This is a genomic window from Ruminococcus sp. AM42-11 (genome assembly GCF_003480145.1).
In the GTDB taxonomy this organism is placed as follows: domain Bacteria; phylum Bacillota; class Clostridia; order Lachnospirales; family Lachnospiraceae; genus Blautia_A; species Blautia_A faecis.
On record NZ_QUIO01000012.1, the window covers coordinates 1 to 21,006 of the forward strand.

The following is a 21,006-nucleotide window of genomic DNA, read 5'->3' on the forward strand; positions in this document are numbered from 1 at the left end:
CTTTCCAGTAACCAGCGATTTTGCAATGTATATTCGCAAGCCGCGCATTTCAGGAGCGGTTTTAGTGGAGGCGAGATCCATGACTTACGGAGACTTAGGCGCGAAGGCTCTCCTGAGCGTCTTAGTCGCAGTTAGTCATTAGCTTGCCGGAACGTTGCGACGCGCGGCGGTGAATATACATTGTGAAATCGCGTCCGGGATAACGACCAACCAATTAAATAGCAATACAATTTACAACAGGAGACAAAGCATGGAAAAATGGGTATTAGCGGCGAAAAGAGCTGATTTTCAGGAGATTGGCCGGAAGTATGGAATAGATCCGGTGATCGCCAGGATTATTCGGAACAGGGATATTACAGAAGATGCAGAAATTAATCAGTATCTGAACGGAACCCTGGATGACATTCCATCCTGGAAAAGTCTGAAGGATATTGACAAAGCTGTGGAAATTATTTCGCAAAAAATAGATCTGGGAACCAGGATGAGAATTATAGGAGATTATGATATTGACGGTGTAACTGCAACTTATATTCTGTTAAAAGGATTTAAACGCCTGGGGGCGAATGTAGATACCTATATTCCGGACCGCATTGCAGATGGATATGGAATTCATAATCATCTTATAGAGAAAGCAAAAGAGGATGGAGTAGATACGATCGTGACCTGTGACAATGGAATTTCGGCTGCAGATCAGATTGCATTTGCAAAAAAAATGGGCATGACAGTGGTAGTGACGGATCACCACGAGGTCCCTTTTGAAGATACAGAAGAAGGGCGAAAATACAAGCTTCCTCTGGCAGATGCAATTATCAATCCAAAACAGTCTGACTGTACGTATCCAAATAAAAATATCTGTGGCGCAGTGGTTGCAATGAAACTGGTTTTTGCATTGTATGAGAAATATGGAATCCCGGAGAGTGAGAAAGAAGATTATCTGGAACCTGCGGCTATCGCTACAGTTGGAGATATTATGGACCTTCAGGGAGAAAACCGTATTCTTGTAAAAGAGGGACTTTTACGTCTGCCTCATACAAAAAATAAGGGACTGAAAGCTTTGATAAGAGCAATTGGTCTGGAAAATCAGAAAATCAGTTCCTACGATATTGGTTTTCGCCTTGGTCCGTGCATTAATGCCAGCGGAAGACTGGATACAGCCATGCGCTCCCTGTCCCTATTACAGTGTGAAGATGAAGAAGAGGCTGCAAAGCTTGCAAACGATCTGAAAGCATTGAATGACAGCCGTAAGGCACTGACGGAACAGGGTACAGAAGCTGCCTACAAGCTGATAGAGGGCAGCAATCTGAAAAATGACAGAGTAATGGTTGTATTTTTGCCGGATTGTCATGAGAGTCTTGCAGGAATCATAGCAGGAAGAATCCGTGAAAAATATCACAAGCCTGCTTTTGTTCTTACAAGAGGGGAAAAATCGGTGAAAGGCAGCGGCAGATCTACAGAAAATTATTCCATGTATGAGGAGCTTGTAAAATGTGACAGTCTGTTGCTCCAGTATGGTGGCCATCCTATGGCAGCAGGTCTTTCTATAGAAGAAGCAAATGTGGAAGCATTTCGCCGTCAGCTCAATGAAAACTGCACCTTGACAGAGGAAGATATGATCCCAAAAATCGTGATCGATGTACCAATGCCCATTTCTTACATAAACGAGAATCTGATCCGTCAGCTCTCTGTTCTGGAACCCTTTGGAAAAGGAAATGCAAAGCCTGTTTTTGCCCAGAAAAATCTCCGCGTTTTAAAAACCGGAATATATGGAAAGACTCAGAATACAGTGAAATTGCAGCTGATGGACGAATCCGGCACGGTGATGGATGGGGTTTACTGGGGCGAGGCAAAGGAGTTTGCAGAGTTTGCAAGGTCTCATGGAACTATTTCTGTAACCTATTATCCGAAGATCAACTCCTATATGGGAAGAGACTCTTTGCAAATTGTCATACAAAATTATTGCTAAAAAGGGGATAATCATGTAAAACCACGAAAAATGCAGTATTTCCAGTGAGCCTGTCGGTTTTGCGTTGATTCCCGATTTAAAAAGTGTTATACTAAAAAATATTTATGATGCTAGAGCATGTGTGAAAAAGGCTTTCTTTTTTTAAACACGCTCTGGGGTGGCTGAGGCTTTCCCCACAACATCCATTAATCTGAGGAGGCTATTATGAAAAAAATAGAAGAATATATAAGAAGTATACCTGATTTTCCAGAACCAGGCATTATTTTCAGAGATGTTACCAGTATCCTTCAGGACGCAGACGGACTGAAGCTTGCAATTGATTCCATGCAGGATTGTCTGAAGGATGTGGATGTGGATGTAATAGTGGGAACAGAATCCCGTGGATTCATTTTTGGAATGCCAATTGCTTATAATCTTCATAAGTCTTTTGTACCAGTACGTAAGAAAGGAAAACTCCCATGTGAGACCGTTTCTGCAAGCTATGATCTGGAATATGGCAAAGCTGAGATTGAGATTCACAAGGATGCCATTAAGCCAGGACAGAAGGTAGTTATCATTGATGATCTGATCGCAACAGGCGGTACAGTTGAAGCTGCAGCGAAACTGGTAGAGCAGCTTGGTGGAGTGGTAGTGAAGATCGTATTTCTGATGGAACTTGCAGGTCTTGAGGGACGTAAGAAACTGGAGAAATATGACGTTGCTTCTGTAATCCGTTATGAAGGTAAATAAAGGATGTGTCTGTTTCGCCAGATTCCCCCGGGGAAACAGGTGGGCGGATGCTGACGCAGATAGTATTTAAACAGGCAGGTGTGAAATATGGCTGATATTGTTAACGAGCAGGGCAAGGAGCCTGAAGTATCAAAAGAGGATATGGAGAAGCTGGAGTCTGTGAAGAAAGCAGATGCAGCTGTAAAATCCATGCACGACTTTACAAGCCCTGAAGTATTATATGATGAGCTGATTGCCAGCATAAAGAAATATCATCCTTCTACGGACATTACCATGATCCAGAAGGCATACGAGACTGCAAGGGAAGCCCACAAGGATCAGAAGAGAAAGTCCGGGGAACCCTACATTATTCATCCTTTATGTGTTGCCATTATTCTGGCGGATCTGGAACTGGATAAGGAGACCATTGTAGCAGGCCTTCTTCACGATGCTGTTGAAGATACCTGGATGACCTGTGATGAGATCACCAGAGAATTTGGTCCTGAGGTTGCGCTTCTGGTAGATGGGGTAACTAAGATCGGTCAGCTGTCCTATTCCAAGGATAAAGTAGAGCTGCAGGCAGAGAGCCTTCGCAAGATGTTCCTTGCCATGGCAAAGGATATCCGTGTTATTCTGATCAAGCTTGCAGACCGTCTTCATAATATGCGTACTCTTCAGTACATGACTCCTGAGAAACAGAAGGAGAAGGCAAGAGAGACGATGGACATCTATGCGCCTATCGCACAGCGTCTTGGTATTTCCAAGATCAAAGTAGAGCTGGATGACCTTTCCCTGAAATATCTGAAACCAGATGTTTATTATGATCTGGTTGAGAAAGTAGCACTTCGTAAAAGCGTCCGTGAGGAATTCGTAGGGAATATTGTCAAGACTGTACATCAGCATATGGTAGAAGCTGGAATTAAGGCGCAGGTTGACGGCCGTGTAAAACATTTTTTCAGTATCTATAAAAAGATGGTAAATCAGAACAAGACGATTGACCAGATTTACGATCTGTTTGCAGTGCGTATCCTGGTAGATACAGTGAAGGACTGTTATGCGGCACTTGGTGTGATCCATGAGATGTATAAGCCAATTCCAGGACGTTTCAAGGACTATATTGCAATGCCCAAACCAAACATGTACCAGTCTTTGCATACCACGCTGATCGGACCGAATGGACAGCCTTTTGAAATCCAGATCAGAACCTTTGAGATGCATAAGACTGCCGAGTACGGTATTGCTGCACATTGGAAATATAAAGAGGCTTCTGACGGTAAGGCTTCCTCAGGCAATCGTGAGGAGGAGAAGCTGAACTGGCTGCGCCAGATCCTGGAATGGCAGAGAGACATGTCTGATAATAAAGAGTTCATGAGTCTTCTGAAAAATGATCTGGATCTGTTTGCAGACAGTGTATACTGCTTTACTCCACAGGGAGATGTGAAAACCCTTCCTAACGGCTCCACCCCCATTGATTTTGCATACAGCGTGCACAGTGCTGTAGGAAACAAAATGGTAGGTGCCAGGGTAAATGGCAAACTGGTGCCCATTGAATACCGGATCCAGAATGGTGACCGTATTGAAATCATTACTTCCCAGAATTCTCAGGGACCAAGCCGTGACTGGCTGAAGGTGGTCAAGAGCACACAGGCCAGAAATAAAATCAATCAGTGGTTCAAGAAAGAACTGAAGGAAGATAATATTCTGAAGGGCAAGGAAATGCTTGCCCAATATGCCAAGAGTAAGGGCTTTAAATTCGCTAATTACACCAAGACTCAGTATCTGGACGCAGTCCTTCGTAAATATGGTTTCCGTGACTGGGATTCTGTACTTGCCGCCATCGGACATGGCGGACTGAAAGAGGGACAGGTATTTAATAAGCTTGTAGAAGCTTATGATAAAGAGAATAAAAAGAATCTCACAGATGAAGAAGTTCTGGAGGCAGCAGCCGCAGAGAATCAGGATAAGAAGCATCATATCAAGAGCAAGAGCGGCATTGTAGTACGGGGCATTCATGACGTTGCAGTACGCTTCTCCAAATGCTGTAATCCGATTCCCGGTGATGAGATTGTTGGATATGTTACAAGAGGCCGTGGTGTTACCATTCATCGAACTGACTGTGTAAATGTGATGAATATGTCTGAAATGGACAGAAGACGTCTTCTGGAAGCAGAGTGGCAGGATCCGGAGATCAAGCCGGATGAGCATTACATGGCTGAGATCAATGTATATGCTAATAATCGTACCGGTCTTCTGGTTGATATTTCCAAGATCTTTACAGAGCGTAAGATTGACATCCGAAATATTAACTGCCGAACAAACAAGCAGGAGAAGGCCACTATTTCTGTAAGCTTTAACGTCAGCTGTAAGGATGAACTGAATTCCCTTATCGAGAAGATACGTCAGCTGGAAAGTGTTTTGGATGTAGAAAGAACTACAGGCTGAGAAACAATGGAAATGTGAACTGGCTGGAGATATACAGTACGTTGAGCATTGGATGGTATGTTACCGGTCAGGACACGGACAATAACGGAATAATAACATAAATGGCATATCAGCTGCCATGAAAGGATAATCTATGGGAAAACTTGAATTACAGCAGATGGTTCTTGGCCCTGTATATACCAATTGCTACTTTTTAAAAAATAAAGAAACCGGTGAAGCGCTGATCGTTGATCCGGCAGATTCACCGAACAGAATTTTTCAGAAGGTGGAAGATATGGGTGCAAAGCCGGTAGGAATCCTTCTGACTCATGGCCATTTTGACCACATTATGGCAGTACAGGCTGTGAAAGCTGAGTATCAGATTCCGGTTTATGCCTGCCGCCAGGAAGAAGAAATGCTTCGGGAGCCTTCTGTGAATATGACTGACCGGATGCATAAACCATGTTCTGTGCGTCCTGATGTTTTTCTGGAGGACCTGCAAGTATTTGAAGCTGCTGGATTTTCTATTCAGATGCTCCACACTCCAGGACACACGAAAGGAGCTGTTGCTACTATCTGAAAGACGAAAGGGTTCTGTTCAGCGGGGATACATTATTCTGCGGTTCTGTTGGAAGAACGGATTTTCCAGGCGGCAGTTCCCGTGAAATCCGGGAGAGCCTTCATAAGCTGTTAAATGCCCTTCCAGATGAAACAAATGTTTATCCGGGGCATGATACATCTACAACTATCGGTTACGAAAAGAGGTACAATCCATTTGTGTAAAATAGGAATCCTGCTGCTTGACAGGGATTTCGAGCATGATATATATGAATTAATAAAAGCATTTTATCCGGAAGGAGATACCCACAGCCTCTACGAAAAAGACGAAGAGGTATACGATATCTTCTTTACTGTGAAAAAAGATAATGACAATTTTGTTATAAAATATGAGACGAAGGATCAAAAAGGTGTTGCCAGTGCAGAGGTGATCCGGGTGGCAGACGGGGATTTCAGCCAGGAAACTCATGAGAAACTCATGGATGCCCATGAGCTTCGTAAAGCCAACAAGGACAGTCTGAAATATGCACTGTACAATGTCTGGTGAAGCTTACCGGCAGAACCCTTCCATGGGGGAATCTTACGGGAATCCGTCCGGCCAAGCTTGCCATGGGGATGATCGAGAGTGGTATGAAAAATACCGAGATTGCACAGGAAATGCGGGAGCGTTACCTGGTAAGCGCAAAGAAAACTGCTCTTGCCATCACCATAGCAAACAGGGAGCGGGCACTTCTTCAGGATATTGATTATGAGCATGGTTACAGCTTATATGTAGGTATTCCCTTTTGTCCAAGTATCTGTTTGTATTGTTCCTTCAGCTCCTACCCTTTGAAGCTCTGGGCAAAAAGAGTAGATGAATATCTGGATGCTTTATGTCTGGAAATTCGCGAAACGGCCAGGATGATGAAGAACTACAAGCTGGATACGATTTATATCGGCGGAGGCACACCTACCACGTTAGAGCCGTATCAGCTGAAAAGGCTTCTTGAACAGCTGGGAGAGTCCTTTGGTTTTGATGGACTTGTAGAATTTACCATTGAAGCTGGCAGACCAGACAGTATTACAAGGGAGAAGCTTGAGACAATTAAAGAATTTCCTGTGACCAGAATTTCTGTTAATCCCCAGACCATGAATCAGGATACTCTGGAAATCATTGGAAGACGTCATACTGTGGCACAGACCATAGAAACTTTCCATCTTGCCAGAGAACTGAATTATAACAATATTAACATGGATCTCATTGTAGGACTGCCTGGAGAGGATATTTCCAAGGTGAAATACACATTGGAGAAAGTAAAAGAGCTTTCCCCGGACAGCCTTACCGTACATTCTCTGGCTGTGAAGCGTGCAGCACGCCTGAATATGTTTAAGGACAAATATCAGGAGATGACATTTGAAAATAACCAGGAGATCATGGATCTGACACAGCAGACTGCATATTCCATGGAAATGGGACCTTACTATCTGTACCGTCAGAAGAATATGAAAGGAAATTTTGAAAATGTAGGCTATGCAAAGGTTGACAAAGCCGGGATTTACAATATACTGATTATGGAAGAAAAACAACCGATCATTGCTCTTGGAGCAGGCGGTTCTTCCAAACTGGTCTTTGACCATGGCAAACGTATTGAGCGGGTGGAGAATGTGAAAGATGTCACAAGCTATATTGCCCGTATTGATGAGATGATTGAAAGAAAGCGAACAGGAATTGGAACCTGGTTGTAGGAGGGAGGGAAAATTCTTGGAAAAGCTTTCCAGTGAACAGTCAGAAACATCCGACAGAGTTCTGGAATTTGATTTATCAGCAGAGTTAAGGCATGGAATCGCAGTGAGTAATCTGGCGTACGCGTTAAGTAAGGAGCTTGGACTTCCTCATGAGCAGTGTTACGATCTTGCAATTGCAGGAATGCTTCACGACATAGGAAAGCTGAAACTGAGAAGCTATATCAACGGGCAGGAAAGTAATCCCATGGTAATTGAGGAATTGAAATATGTCCGCATGCATTCTACACTTGGCTATGAGGAACTGAAAGACCAGGGCTATTCGGATTTTGTTCTTGAGAGTATTCTTTATCATCATGAAAATTACGATGGAAGCGGTTATCCGTCCAATCTGGCAGGGAAGGAGATTCCCATTGGTGCCCGGATTCTTCGTGTATGCGATGTATTCTGTGCATTGAGTCAGGAGCGGTCTTACCGCAAGGCTTTTGATAAGCATACTGTGATGGAATTGATGATAGATGAAATAAAAAACTTTGATCTGGAAGTATTTCTTGCATTTCAAAGAGTAGTACACGCCAGCCAGGCTGGTAAATAAGGAGGACACATGGCATTAAAGAAGAAGCCGGTTACCGGCATGAAAGATATTTTACCAAAGGAGATGGAAGTCCGTAACTACGTTACAGGACTGATCCGTGAGACATATGGTTCCTTTGGATTTACTTCAATTGAGACTCCGGGAGTGGAGCACATTGAGAACCTGTGCAGCAAACAGGGCGGTGATAACGAGAAGCTGATTTTCAAAATCTTAAAAAGAGGTGAGAAGCTGAAACTTGACCAGGCAAAAGAAGAAGCTGATCTTGTGGATTCAGGTCTTCGCTATGATCTGACAGTACCTCTTTCCAGATATTATTCAAATAACTCTAATGAACTGCCTGGACCATTTAAGGCACTTCAGATGGGATATGTATGGAGAGCTGATCGTCCGCAGAGAGGACGTTTCCGTCAGTTTATGCAGTGTGACATTGACATTTTAGGTGAGCCTACTTATATGGCAGAAATCGAGCTGGTACTTGCGACTACTACACTTCTTGGCAAGCTTGACTTCCATAATTTCACTATCCGTATCAATGACCGCCGTATTCTGAAGGCTATGGCTGAGTATAGCGGATTTCCGAAGGAAAGCTTTGATACTGTATTTATCATTCTTGACAAAATGGATAAGATTGGTCTTGAGGGCGTAGCGAAAGAACTGGAAGAGGAAGGCTTTGCAAAAGAAAGCATTGATACTTATCTTGCGATGTTTAAAGAAATCAGCTCAGATATCCAGGGCGTAAGATATTGCAAGGAGAAGCTGGCAGATGTTCTTGACGAACAGATCGCAGCAGATCTTGAGACAATCATTTCCACTGTGGAAGCTGTGAAGACTGCTGACTTTAAGATGGCATTTGATCCTACACTGGTTCGCGGCATGTCTTATTACACCGGTCCGATCTTCGAAATTTCCATGGATGAGTTTGGCGGCAGCGTTGGCGGCGGCGGACGTTATGATGAGATGATTGGTAAGTTTACAGGAAACAATACAAGTGCATGCGGATTTTCTATTGGATTTGAGCGTATTGTTATGCTCCTTCTTGAAAGAGGATATCAGATTCCTACAGCAAAGACTAAGAAGGCATATCTTATTGAGAAAAATATGCCGTCAGACAAGCTGATTGAGATTTTCCGTCAGGCAGAAGAAGAGAGAAAGACCGGAGTTCAAGTCAATATCTCTATTATGAAGAAGAATAAGAAATTCCAGAAAGACCAGATGACAGCTGAAGGCTATACGGAATTTGTGGAATTCTTTAAACGCTGATAAAGAGATTTAACGTGTTGTTTTTGAAAAACAGCCGTCAATGATATTTTATGGATTATTTAAAGCAATACAGCTGAATGGTTCATAATCTGAGAAAGCTGGGGGAAACCCCATAGAATAAGGAGGCGCCTTAAAATGGCTGAGAGTATGCAGGGACTGCACAGAACCTGTCGATGTGCAGAAGTGACCACACAGATGGTAGGCAGCGAAGTAACACTTATGGGATGGGTTCAGAAAGCAAGAGATAAAGGAGGAATCATTTTCGTAGATTTACGTGACCGCAGTGGTATTATGCAGCTAATCTTTGAAAATGGTTCCATTGATGAGGAAGGCTTTGCCAAAGCCGGCAAGCTGAGAAGTGAGTTTGTGATCGCAGTTACCGGAACCGTTGAGAAACGTGGTGGTGCAGTAAATGAGAATCTTGCAACAGGTGAGATCGAAGTGAGAGCAAAATCTCTCCGTGTTCTTTCCGAGGCAGAAGTTCCACCATTCCCGGTTGAGGAGAACAGCAAAACAAAAGAGGATGTACGTCTGAAATACCGTTACCTTGACTTAAGACGTCCGGATCTCCAGAGAAACCTGATCCTGAAGAGCCGTGTAATGCAGCTGACAAGATCCTTCTTTACAAACGAGGGATTCCTGGAGATTGAGACTCCTATGCTTGGAAAGAGTACTCCTGAAGGAGCAAGAGATTATCTGGTGCCATCCCGTGTACATCCTGGCTGCTTCTATGGTCTGCCGCAGTCACCGCAGCTGTACAAACAGCTTCTGATGTGTTCCGGATATGACAGATACATTCAGATTGCAAGATGCTTCCGTGATGAGGATCTCCGTGCTGACCGTCAGCCGGAGTTCACACAGATCGATATGGAGCTTTCTTTCGTAGATGTAGATGATGTAATCGATGTAAATGAGAGATATCTTTCCTACCTGTTCAAAGAGGTTCTTGGTATCGATGTGAAACTTCCAATCGAGAGAATCACATGGCAGGAAGCAATGGATCGTTTCGGTTCTGATAAACCGGATATGAGATTTGGCATGGAGCTTCATGATGTAAGCGATATTGTGAAGAACTGTGGATTCTCCGTATTCACAGGTGCTCTTGAAGCTGGTGGAAGCGTTCGTGGTATCAACGCAGAAGGCCAGGGCAGCATGCCTCGTAAGAAAATTGACAAGTTAGTAGAGTTTGCCAAGGGATATGGTGCAAAAGGTCTTGCATACATTGCAATCGCAGAAGATGGCACCAGAAAGTCTTCCTTTGCCAAGTTTATGACAGATGAGGAGATGGATGCTCTTGTAGCTGCTATGGACGGTAAAGCAGGTGACCTGCTTCTGTTTGCAGCGGATAAGAAGAAACTGGTTTATGATGTTCTTGGCGCACTTCGTCTGGAGCTTGCAAAACAGATGGATCTTCTTGACAAGAACGACTACCGCTTCGTATGGGTAACGGAGTTCCCGCTTCTTGAGTGGAGCGAGGAAGAAAACCGTTTCACAGCTATGCACCATCCATTTACAATGCCGATGGATGAGGATATCCCGCTTCTCGACACAGATCCGGGCGCTGTTCGTGCGAAGGCTTACGATATTGTACTGAATGGTAACGAGATCGGCGGCGGCAGTGTTCGTATCCATCAGGATGATATTCAGGAGAGAATGTTTAAAGAGCTTGGATTTACTCCGGAAGCTGCCCATGAGCAGTTCGGATTCCTTCTGGATGCATTCAAATACGGAGTTCCGCCTCACGCCGGACTGGCTTATGGTCTTGACCGTCTGGTTATGCTCATTGCCAAGGTTGACAGTATTCGTGACGTAATTGCATTCCCGAAGGTAAAAGATGCATCCTGTCTGATGACTCAGGCACCGCAGCGCGTAAGCGAAGCACAGCTGGACGAGCTGGGACTTGAAGTTGAGAAAGAAGCTGCTCCAGAGACTGAGGAATAAGAAAAGAAATACAACAAGAGATAACTTAGCTTATAACTTGGAATAAGCTGACTGAAAAATCCTGCCTGCAAAAATGGGTGGGATTTTTCTTATGGAAGAATGTTGTCACGCTCTGGCAGGCATGGACTTTGGGTTCGCTGTCAGCACAAATAAAAACGCCCCCGCACAAGTTTGCAGAGGCGTAAATTTTAACTATATCATCCGTTGGTTTCCTGCTTGTCTTCTACCGGGCTGGAACTTAAAGTTCCAAACAATGCCTGTCCAAACACCGTTCCTGCGTCTTCCAGTTTCCAGGAAGCACCGTCGTTGATCAGTGTGAAAGTTGTTTCCACTGTTTTAGTAGCTGTATTTTTTTCAATATATTCAAGAAGCAGACTGTAGGACTTTTCATATCGTTTTTGGGCACCGTCGATAACAGCATCCACAGAGGCAAGATAGGTATCCAGCTCCTTCTGATAATTTTCCAGAATAGCATCGCTGTCAAAGGTGGTAATATTGGCTGTAACTGTGGCTGTATAGCCGGAAACAGTGGTTTCCCCAATAGAATAATCAAAGGTGGAGTGAACCTGTTTTACCAGTGCTTCTGCCAGGCTGATCTTTGCAGGATCTTCTGTGCTGATAATGGAATCTGCATTTAAATAATTGCCCAGTTCCTCTGCAGTCATATTTTTTAGGGTATTCAGATAAACTAAGATTGTGTCTTCCGGTGATAAAATATCCGGGTCTGTGAGATCGTTCATAAGACCGCCGACAAGGTCATTTTCCAGTGTATTGGTGCGCCGGATCTCCCAACTGGTTTCGCCGTCTTTATTTGAGGCGTCTAAGGAGATGGTGCAGTTACGCTCCACAGTCTGGTAGTCATTACTCTTAAGCAATTCATTCAGAAGCGTGTAGCGCTCTTCAAGGGAAATGGTCTGTTCCGTGGCTTCTTCAGAGGAAGCGGACTGGGAAATTTCATGCTTCAGCTGCGCCTTGGAAAAATCTTCAGCAAGCGCATGGGCATCCAGAGTGATCAGCCTGAGATTCGCCTGTGCGGATTGTTTGTCCTTGTCTACGTTAACATCCAGAATTTTATAATCAAAATCCTGGAAAAAGAGAGAAAAGACTTCTTCAATATCAGAAGAAATAGTGATATCTTCGGGTTCACCGGGGAAAAGCTCCTGGTAGGAGATGTATTTCTGTGTGGTAATGGAATCCAGATCCTTTAGCTGATCCAGTTCCTGTTTTACTGCGTCCTCGATTTTTTTCTCCTCCTTGCTGGTACAGCCGCATAGTGAAAAAGTGTAGAGAAGCAAAAGAAGAGGAAGCAGAAATCTGACTGACTTCATACAGAGTTCTTTCCTTTCAAATTATTACGTAAAATGTTTATAAAACTTTTTTATTATACCATTTTTTTTCATAAAAGTCAAAAATGCCTAAAATTTAGACGATATTTCTAAAAAAAGAGTGAATAAATTGTGAAAAATGCATTATCAGCTTAGAATGCTTTTCTTTTGAGGCTGAATCTGTTATTATAAACAGGGTAAATGCAGATGACAGATGTGGAGATATATCTGTTATAATTGCAAAAGATATTGAAAAACCATTGAGTTATCGTATAGGAGGTAACCATGAAGAAAAAAGGTTTTGTCATCGGAGGGCTGATTATTCTTGCTGGAGCAGCTGGTGCCGGTGGCTGGTATTACTATAAAGAAAATTATGGGGATTCTGCAGCGGCTTCTGGTGAAGTTGCATATGTGACTAAGATCAGCACTCTTCTTGGAGAAGATTCCGGAGTGCTGAACCGGTTCGCAGGCGTGGTAGAACCTCAGGAGACGGTAAAGGTAAATATTGAGAACAATCGGACTGTTACCGAAGTAAAGGTGAAGGTTGGAGATGAGGTAAAGAAGGGACAGTTGCTTTTTGAATACGACCTGAGCAGTATCCAGGACAGCCTGAAGGAAGCGCAGCTGGCTCTTGACCGGTTGAAGAATGAAGCCCTCAGCCTTAATCAACAAATTTCCACTCTTGAGAAAGAGAAAAAGAAAGCCAATAAGAACAGCCAGCTTTCTTATACCATTGAGATTGAGACGAATAAGATGAATCTGAAGAAGAACGAATATGACCAGGTGAGCAAGCAGGCAGAGATTGATAAGCTGCAGGCAGCTACCACCAATACAGAAGTACGAAGCGAAATCGACGGAGTCATCCAGAAAATTGATACCAGTAAGCTGGGAAGCGATGATGGAGATACTCTGGATGACAGCATGGGAGCTGATTCCGGAAGTGATTCTTCTGATAATTCTTTTATCACTATTCTCAGTACAGGTGCTTACCGTATTAAGGGGCAGGTAAATGAGCAGAACCGTAATACGGTTGTTCCAGGCTCAGCAGTTATTGTGCGTTCCAGAGTTGATGAGAATCAGATCTGGCATGGAACTATGGGGGCTGTGGACGAGCAGAATTCTACGAACAGCAGTAGCAGTAATTCCTATTTTGGAATGTCCAGCGGTGATGATACTACAAGTTCGAGTACCTATCCTTTCTATGTAACTCTGGATTCATCAGAGGGACTTATGTTAGGACAGCATGTATACATAGAAATGGATGAGGGACAGGAAGAGCAGAAGAAGGGTATCTGGCTGGGAGATTATTATATTGTGGATGCGGATACAGAAAACCCATATGTGTGGGCTGTAGATTCCAAGGGAAGGCTGGAGAAGCGCTCCGTTGTTCTTGGACAGCATGATGATGATCTTTCAGAATATGAGATCGCAGATGGCCTTACAGAAGATGACAGTATTGCGTTCCCATCAGACAGCCTGGCAGAGGGAATGCGGACAAAGGACGTATCTGAGATGACAGATGAGGAGCTGGAGGCTGTTGATATGGAAAGTAATCTGGATGGCAGTGAGTACTCAGACGGGGATACCATGGAGCCTATGGATGGAGACTATTCCAGTGCGGACTTTGAGACAGGTGTTTCTGATGAAAGCATGGATGCAGCCATTGATGGTGATTATACAGACTTTTCAGAAGATTTCTCAGATGAAGATTTTACAGAGGATGATTCAGAAGATTTTACTGATGAGAGCATTGATGAGCCTGGACAGTATGGTTCTGATGATACGGAGGCCGCAGGATGATACTTGAACTGAAGGGGATTTATAAAGATTACCAGCAGGGAAAAATGATTGTCCCCGTATTGAAGGACGTAAACTTTTCCATGGAAGAGGGCGAATATGTAGCCATCATGGGCCCTTCTGGTTCTGGTAAATCTACATTGATGAATATAATCGGTTGTCTGGATCAGGCAACCAAGGGAACTTTTTTCCTGGATGGGCAGGACATCAGCAAATGTTCTGAGAATGAGATGTCAGATATCCGTCTGAACAAGATTGGATTTGTATTTCAGAGTTTTCATCTTCTTCCGAGGCAGTCTGCTATTTCCAATGTGGAAATGCCGCTGAACTATGCTCATGTGCCGAAGAAGGAGCGACGCGAGCGCGCTTTTGCAGCACTTGACCGGGTGGGGCTTGCAGACCGTGTGGATTTCAGACCCAATCAGCTCTCAGGGGGACAGATGCAGCGAGTTGCCATCGCCCGTGCCATTGTAAATAATCCAAGACTTCTTTTGGCTGATGAGCTACTGGTGCACTGGACAGTAAGTCTGGCAGACAGGTTATGGAGCTTTTCCAGAAGCTGAATGATGAAGGTGTTTCTGTTCTTATGATCACTCATGATCCGGATATTGCAGCACATGCCAAGCGGGTAGTTATGATCCGTGACGGTGAGCTTCAGGAAAAGAGGTGATCCTATGGGAAAAGCGAAGAAAATTATAATAGGTGTGGTAGTCACAGCCCTTGTAGGAACCGGTATTGGCGGCGGACTGCTGTATGTACGGAAAGGAAGCCAGAAGGAAGTGCTAGTGGCAAGCGTCAGTGATCTGGCAGGTGAGAGATATGATTCCGATGCTACATTGAGTGGAACTGTATATGCCAATGCAACACAGAGGATTTCCGTAGAGAAAGACATGATCATCCAGGAAGTTTATGTGAGCAAAGGGGATGAGGTAAAGCCGGGAGACAAGCTGATATCCTTTGATATGACTCTTGTGGAAATGGAACTGAATATTGCCAAGCTGAAGCTTCAGAAGCAGCAGCAGGATCTTGCTGCTGCAAAGAAAAGACTTGCCAGCCTGCAAAATGGCGGACCGATTCTTGATTCCGATTCTTCCTCCGCAGACAATCTGATTGATTCAGGAAAGGATTCTACAGAAGATGACAGCTCAGATTCTATGGGAGATGATGAACTGTCTTCCGCAGTAACTGCTTCTGATCATTATCTGGCAGCTGTTTTGCAGCCAATGCTTCTGGCTGCTGTGACAGATGGATTTGCAGACGCTCAGGCAGTTGGAAATGGGGAAATTACTTCTGCAGATACCCAGGAAACGGGAAGCGGAGATATTGGTTCTGCAGATGAAATGACAAGCGGTGACACAGGAGATATTTCTGTTGATACAGAAGCTGATTCCGGAGATGATTCTGAAGATGATTCAGAGGATAGTACCGGCGATCCGGGTACTGCTTCCGGATTTTATGATGAACCTTCCAGTGATGGTTTTAGCAGTGATATTTCAGACACGAATCAGGGAGGATTTTCAGATGGAAGCAATTCTGGTTCCGCACAGAATAATGCTACCGTTGGAAATGACGGATTTGTAGATGGAGAGGAACCTTTTTACCTGACTCTGGATTATGATACAGAACCTTATCAGGGAACAGGAACCGAAGAAGATCCTTATCTGTATCTTTGTTCCAGTGCAAAAGGCAAGGTTAATGTAACCGGGGCTTTTCTGAATAAGATGGCTGGCTATAATGCTGACGGAACCATTCTTCTTCATCCGGGCGGATACTGGTATCTGCTGGAATTCCATAAGAAGGATACCATTGCTGATTATACCAACAGAAAAGGATCCTGTACCGGATACTATCTGGTCGATGGAAATATGCTCAGCAATCCGGTTGACCGTTTTGCAGAAATGGATTTTACCCTTGACGGGGCTATGCAGTATGATAATGGAGATGACGAGCCGGATATTCCTGGTGATGGAGGCAGTGGTGGCGGAAGCTCTTCCCTGTCCCGTTCTGAGGCCATTAAGATCCAGAAGAACCGGATTGCCAGTCTGGAACTGGATGTGCAGGAGAGTGAGATCAGTATCAGTAAGCTTCAGAAGAAAGCTGCCAGACAGCTGATCACCAGTAAGCTGGATGGTATTGTAACCACTGTGGGAGATGCAGCTACAGGTACCAATTCAGAATCTGATTCCTTTATGATCGTTAAGAGCAAAGACGGCTATTACGTACAGGGAACTGTAGGGGAACTTATGCTTGACCAGGTGAAGGAAGGCACAATTTTGAACTGTAATTCTTATGGTGAGAATGGATATATGAATTTTGAGGCTGAGGTGATCCAGGTTTCTGATTATGCAGTTGATGGAGACAGCTCCTATTATTACTATGGAGACAGCAATCCAAATGTTTCTTCTTATAATTTTACTGCCAAGATCACAGATGACACCGTGCAGGTAAGTGTTGGAGACTGGGTGGATATCCAGCTGGAACAGCAGGCGCAGAGTACTGACGGCATTGTTCTTTCCAAGGCTTTTGTCCGTACGGAAGACGGCGTAAGCTATGTGTACAAGGATGACAATGGTGTGCTGAAGAAACAGATCGTTAAGGTAAAAGAGAATGTAAACGGTGGTGCTTATGTATTGGTAAGCGGCGGCTTGTCCATGGATGACAAGATTGCATTCCCTTATTCGAAATCCATTAAAGAAGGTATGAAGACAAAGGAAGGATCGCTGGATACGTTTATGGGATATGATTCCACATCATATGGCGGTCTTGGTTAAGGAGGGATTTCATGTTTGAAAATATACGTCTGGCATTCCAGGGAATCTGGTCACACAAGATGAGATCTTTCCTTACAATGCTGGGTATTATTATCGGTATTGCATCTATTATTGCCATTGTTTCCACGATTAAGGGAACGAGTGAGCAGATTAAGGATAACCTGATCGGTTCTGGAAATAACACGGTAAATGTAACTTTGTCACAGGGTGACAGTGCTTACAGTGTGGATTATTATGATGGCAGTTCTTCCGGCTCTACACCGATCCTCAGTCAGAGCCTGAAGGATGAAGTGTTAAAAACAGACCATGTGGAGAATGCAACATTTTTTTACAGCAGAACAGACTACAACAGCAGTGTTTACTATGAGAACAGCAGTTTTTCCGGTGGTAAGGTCTATGGCATTGATACCAATTATCTGAATACCTGCGGTTATCAGGTTCGTTCCGGAAGGGGATTTGTACAGGCTGACTATGATAATTTCCGCAAGGTGGCACTGGTGGACAGCTATGCTGCTGATACCATGTTTCCGGGAGCGAATCCGGTGGGAAAAATCATTGAGATCGGTTCTGAACCCTATACAGTTGTAGGAGTTGTACGCCAGTCGGCTGACAGCCTGCCCAACATGGATACACCGAGTGATTTCAACAGCTATTATGAAAATGTAATTGGAACCGTAATGATTCCAAATAAATGCTGGCCGATTTCTTACAAATTTGATGAGCCTGAGAATGCGATCGTCAAAGTAGACAGCACGGACAACATGAGTGAAACAGGTTCAGCTGTGGCGAAAATCCTGAATAAATCTATCAGCAGCACTGGCAGTGGAAGCAGCGGCTTCAAGTATAAAGCAGATGATGTTATGCAGCGGGTAAAGGATCTTCAGGATTTAAGTGAGAGCACCAACTCCCAGCTGATCTGGATCGCAAGTATTTCTCTTCTGGTTGGAGGTATTGGTGTTATGAATATCATGCTGGTATCTGTAACCGAGCGTACCAAGGAGATTGGTCTGAAGAAGGCAATTGGTGCCAGAAAGAAGGTGATTCTGGGACAGTTCCTGACGGAGGCAGCAGTACTTACCAGTGTTGGAGGTATTATCGGAGTTGTTCTTGGAATCGGACTTTCAAAAGTAGTATCCAAGGTGGCAGGCTCACCTACAGCCATCAGCGTTCCGGCGATTATAGGCTCTGTAGTATTCTCTATGCTGATCGGTATCATCTTTGGTCTGCTTCCTTCTGTTAAGGCGGCCAACCTGAATCCGATTGATGCACTTAGAAGTGAGTAATGGTTAATATTTTGCAATAAATGTTAATATTGTTATAAAAACGAACGGCTGAAAGCATAAATTAGATGATTTGTGCTAACGGCCGTTCTTTTTATGAGTCAATTCATGTGTCCAAGTATGTTTTTTTGTTATTTGGGTAAAGTGGAGTGTGCAGATTGTGGAAATGCTTTTAGGACAGGCTATAGACAATGTTATGTTTCGTCGGTTATAATTTTGCAAAATATAAGGGGAAACATGATATACTTGTTTAGAGATTACATAGAGATTCCTTTGGTAGGATTATTGCATACCACTGGAAGGAGATTTTTAATATGCAAAAATATAAAAAATGGAAACAAGTTCTGTCTGTTTCTACAGCAGTATGTCTGAGCATTGCGGGAGCGGGAAGCCTGATGGGCTGCGGCAGTACTGACAGAGGGAAGGACAAGGCAGATTCCGTGGAATCCAAAGCAATGGGACGGTATCTGGAGAATGAACTGTCTGTGCCGGAAGGATGTATGGAGATTGTGGATTTGCAGGTTATGAAAGAGGGAAGCCTGAAAATGCTTGCAAGAAACAGTGACTACGAATTGATGCTCTACCAGTCCTCTGACAAGGGCAAGACCTGGGAAGAAGGGAAGAAGGTTGCCGGTTTTTTCGGTGTGGAAGGGGAATCCATTTATAAAGCAGCGCTTGGAAGAGACGGAAGTATTCTGATTGGCGTGTATATAGAATCTGAAGATGAGAACAGCATGGGAAGTATGGAATATTATTATTGTCCCGCTGACGGTGAAGGAAAGAAGGTAGAAATCGGAGAAGCTTTGGATGAAACCATGGCCTGGAGTATAGATATTGGGGAAAATGGCAACCTGTTTTTGCAGATTTCGGGAAATGGAATCAGGGAAATTAATCCTGTTGACGGGGCTGTGGTTCATGAGTATGAGAAAGGAAAATCCACAGATTATATGTGCGTGACTTCAGAGTATCTGATCGTGATTGCAGATGGAGATGTGCATTATTATGATGTGGCTTCCGGTAAGCCGGCAAGTGGAGGCGATGCACTGACTGCACAGCTGAAAAAGACTCCTGCAAATCTGGAATTTGGAAATTCCTCCGGTACTGCTTTGCTGTTTTTGGATGGCGATGAGAAAAACACCATATTCTATGTGGATCAGACTGGTTTATACCGCTATGCATTTGGCGGCAATGTAATTGAGCAGGTAATTGATGGAAGCCTGAATTCCATAAGCTCTTCAAATAAGGCATTTAACTGTATGGCAATGGATCAGGAAGGCGTGTTTTACATTGGGGAAATTGATTACAGCTCCGGTTTAAATTGCGGAAGGCTGGTTTCTTATAAGTATTCTGCAGATACTCCAACTGTACCGGATACAGAGCTCACCATATATTCCCTGGAAGAGAATTCCGGTATTCGACAGGCTGTTGTTATGTTTCAGAAGAAATATCCGGATATTTATCTCACACTGGAAACCGGAATGTCTGGAAACGATGGTGTAACACGTACAGATGCGTTAAAAACACTGAATACGGAAATTATGGCAGGAAAAGGACCGGATATTTTGATTCTGGACGGAATTTCTTCCGAAACCTATGCAGAACAGGGAATGCTGGAGGATTTAAGTGGAATTCTGAAAGAGGCAGGATTACTGGACAACATAGAAAGTGCTTATACAAAAGAGGATGGAAGTATCTATGAGATGCCAGTGAAATTTGGAATTCCTATGATAGAGGGAAACAAGGAGGATGTGCAGGCAGTGACAGATCTGGCTTCTCTTGCTGATGTGCTCACGAAGCACAAGGATGAATATGGACTGACTTCGGAAAACATCTATAAGCTGCCCTTACTTTATTCCATGTATCCACAGGCACTTCTGGAAAAACTGGCAGACAACAGTTCCGCAGCATGGATGAAAAAGGATGGAACTCTGGATGAAGAAAAGATAAAGGTATTTCTGGAACAGTCCGAAAGGATTTATCAGGCTGGAAAGGATGCTATGGATGAATTAAAGGCTGCGTATCCACAGGCTTTTGATGACAGTGGACAGCCAGTATATGAAAGAGCAGGCAGTATTTCTGGAGAAACTGCTGTGCTGCTTTCCCATAACTGTATATTTGCGTTGGGTGATATTTTTTCGCCTTTGGATTTTGCATTTGTAAATTCTATGGAAGAGATAGATACTTCCTTGTCCTATGCACTTTGGAATGGGCAGATGGCAAATTGTTTCATTCCGGTCAGCCGAATCGGAATCAGCTCCAGAGCTTCCCAGAAAGCTGCTGCTGAGAAATTCGTGGAATATTTATTTTCTGAGGAAGGACAGATGCTTTCCAGAGAAGATGGGTTCCCTGTAGTGGAAGCTGTTTACAATGGAGAGGACTACTGGAATCAGGGAGAGGCTGGAAACGTGTTAGTTACTGGCGGCAGCAGTAACAGCGAGAACGGTCAGGAATTGGTATACAGTATAAAAGTTCCGTCCGCTGATAAGGTGAATGAATTAAAACAGCTTGGAAAAATGCTTACAACTCCGGTTTTGGATAATACAATCATTACCAGTGCTGTCTGTGAAAACGGAGTGCGTTACCTGAACGGGGAAATCAGCCTTGATAAGGCTGCGAATGCAGTCATGCAGCAGGTGAACCTATATCTGGCAGAATAGAAGGAGTA

General features: G+C 43.8%; 13 protein-coding genes and 2 pseudogenes. 14 read left to right on the plus strand and 1 reads right to left on the minus strand.

Annotated features, from left to right (window positions below):
- The first annotated feature begins 250 nt into the window (after positions 1-250).
- The 9 genes and pseudogenes from recJ (at position 251) to aspS (ending at position 11,168) form a co-directional block, all read left to right on the plus strand.
- A complete protein-coding gene (gene recJ / locus DW904_RS08740; protein ID WP_118579387.1) occupies positions 251-1,963 on the plus strand; it encodes a single-stranded-DNA-specific exonuclease RecJ in 1,713 nt (570 codons plus the stop codon).
- 204 nt (positions 1,964-2,167) lie between these two features.
- Complete coding sequence (locus tag DW904_RS08745) at positions 2,168-2,692, plus strand: adenine phosphoribosyltransferase (protein ID WP_118579390.1); 525 nt, start codon at positions 2,168-2,170, stop codon at positions 2,690-2,692.
- 141 nt (positions 2,693-2,833) lie between these two features.
- Positions 2,834-5,113 carry a bifunctional (p)ppGpp synthetase/guanosine-3',5'-bis(diphosphate) 3'-pyrophosphohydrolase gene (locus DW904_RS08750; RefSeq protein WP_334285091.1) on the plus strand — a complete coding sequence of 760 codons (2,280 nt, stop codon included), beginning with the start codon at positions 2,834-2,836 and terminating at the stop codon, positions 5,111-5,113.
- A gap of 157 nt (positions 5,114-5,270) precedes the next feature.
- Positions 5,271-5,875: pseudogene (locus DW904_RS08755) on the plus strand (MBL fold metallo-hydrolase).
- Positions 5,868-6,197 (plus strand): hypothetical protein, encoded by a 330-nt coding sequence (locus DW904_RS23785; protein ID WP_243110352.1) that lies wholly within the window; start codon positions 5,868-5,870, stop codon positions 6,195-6,197. The pseudogene DW904_RS08755 and the gene DW904_RS23785 overlap by 8 nt, the downstream one beginning before the upstream one ends.
- On the plus strand, positions 6,194-7,375 hold the full coding sequence (hemZ, locus tag DW904_RS08760) for a coproporphyrinogen dehydrogenase HemZ (protein WP_243110353.1): 1,182 nt from the start codon (positions 6,194-6,196) through the stop codon (positions 7,373-7,375). The genes DW904_RS23785 and hemZ overlap by 4 nt, the downstream gene beginning before the upstream one ends.
- A gap of 16 nt (positions 7,376-7,391) precedes the next feature.
- On the plus strand, positions 7,392-7,967 hold the full coding sequence (locus tag DW904_RS08765) for an HD domain-containing phosphohydrolase (protein ID WP_118579396.1): 576 nt from the start codon (positions 7,392-7,394) through the stop codon (positions 7,965-7,967).
- Positions 7,968-7,976: 9 nt separating this feature from the next.
- On the plus strand, positions 7,977-9,227 hold the full coding sequence (hisS, locus tag DW904_RS08770) for a histidine--tRNA ligase (RefSeq protein ID WP_118579399.1): 1,251 nt from the start codon (positions 7,977-7,979) through the stop codon (positions 9,225-9,227).
- A 135-nt stretch (positions 9,228-9,362) separates the two neighbouring features.
- A complete protein-coding gene (aspS, locus tag DW904_RS08775; protein WP_118579402.1) occupies positions 9,363-11,168 on the plus strand; it encodes an aspartate--tRNA ligase in 1,806 nt (601 codons plus the stop codon).
- 197 nt (positions 11,169-11,365) lie between these two features.
- Here the strand turns inward: aspS and DW904_RS08780 are convergent, their stop codons facing one another.
- Entirely contained in the window at positions 11,366-12,496 is a 1,131-nt protein-coding gene (locus DW904_RS08780) for a hypothetical protein (protein WP_118579405.1), read from the minus strand.
- Between the two features lie 282 nt (positions 12,497-12,778).
- Here DW904_RS08780 and DW904_RS08785 point away from each other — a divergent pair, with 282 nt between their 5' ends.
- The 5 genes and pseudogenes from DW904_RS08785 (at position 12,779) to DW904_RS08805 (ending at position 20,998) form a co-directional block, all read left to right on the plus strand.
- A complete protein-coding gene (locus DW904_RS08785) occupies positions 12,779-14,293 on the plus strand; it encodes an efflux RND transporter periplasmic adaptor subunit (protein ID WP_118579408.1) in 1,515 nt (504 codons plus the stop codon).
- Positions 14,290-14,960: pseudogene (locus DW904_RS08790) on the plus strand (ABC transporter ATP-binding protein). Before DW904_RS08785 ends, DW904_RS08790 begins: the two are co-directional and overlap by 4 nt.
- 4 nt (positions 14,961-14,964) lie before the next feature.
- Positions 14,965-17,061 carry an efflux RND transporter periplasmic adaptor subunit gene (locus DW904_RS08795; RefSeq protein ID WP_118579411.1) on the plus strand — a complete coding sequence of 699 codons (2,097 nt, stop codon included), beginning with the start codon at positions 14,965-14,967 and terminating at the stop codon, positions 17,059-17,061.
- Positions 17,062-17,072: 11 nt separating this feature from the next.
- On the plus strand, positions 17,073-18,344 hold the full coding sequence (locus tag DW904_RS08800; protein WP_118579414.1) for an ABC transporter permease: 1,272 nt from the start codon (positions 17,073-17,075) through the stop codon (positions 18,342-18,344).
- A 311-nt stretch (positions 18,345-18,655) separates the two neighbouring features.
- Positions 18,656-20,998 carry an ABC transporter substrate-binding protein gene (locus tag DW904_RS08805; RefSeq protein WP_118579417.1) on the plus strand — a complete coding sequence of 781 codons (2,343 nt, stop codon included), beginning with the start codon at positions 18,656-18,658 and terminating at the stop codon, positions 20,996-20,998.
- The last annotated feature ends 8 nt before the right edge of the window (positions 20,999-21,006 follow it).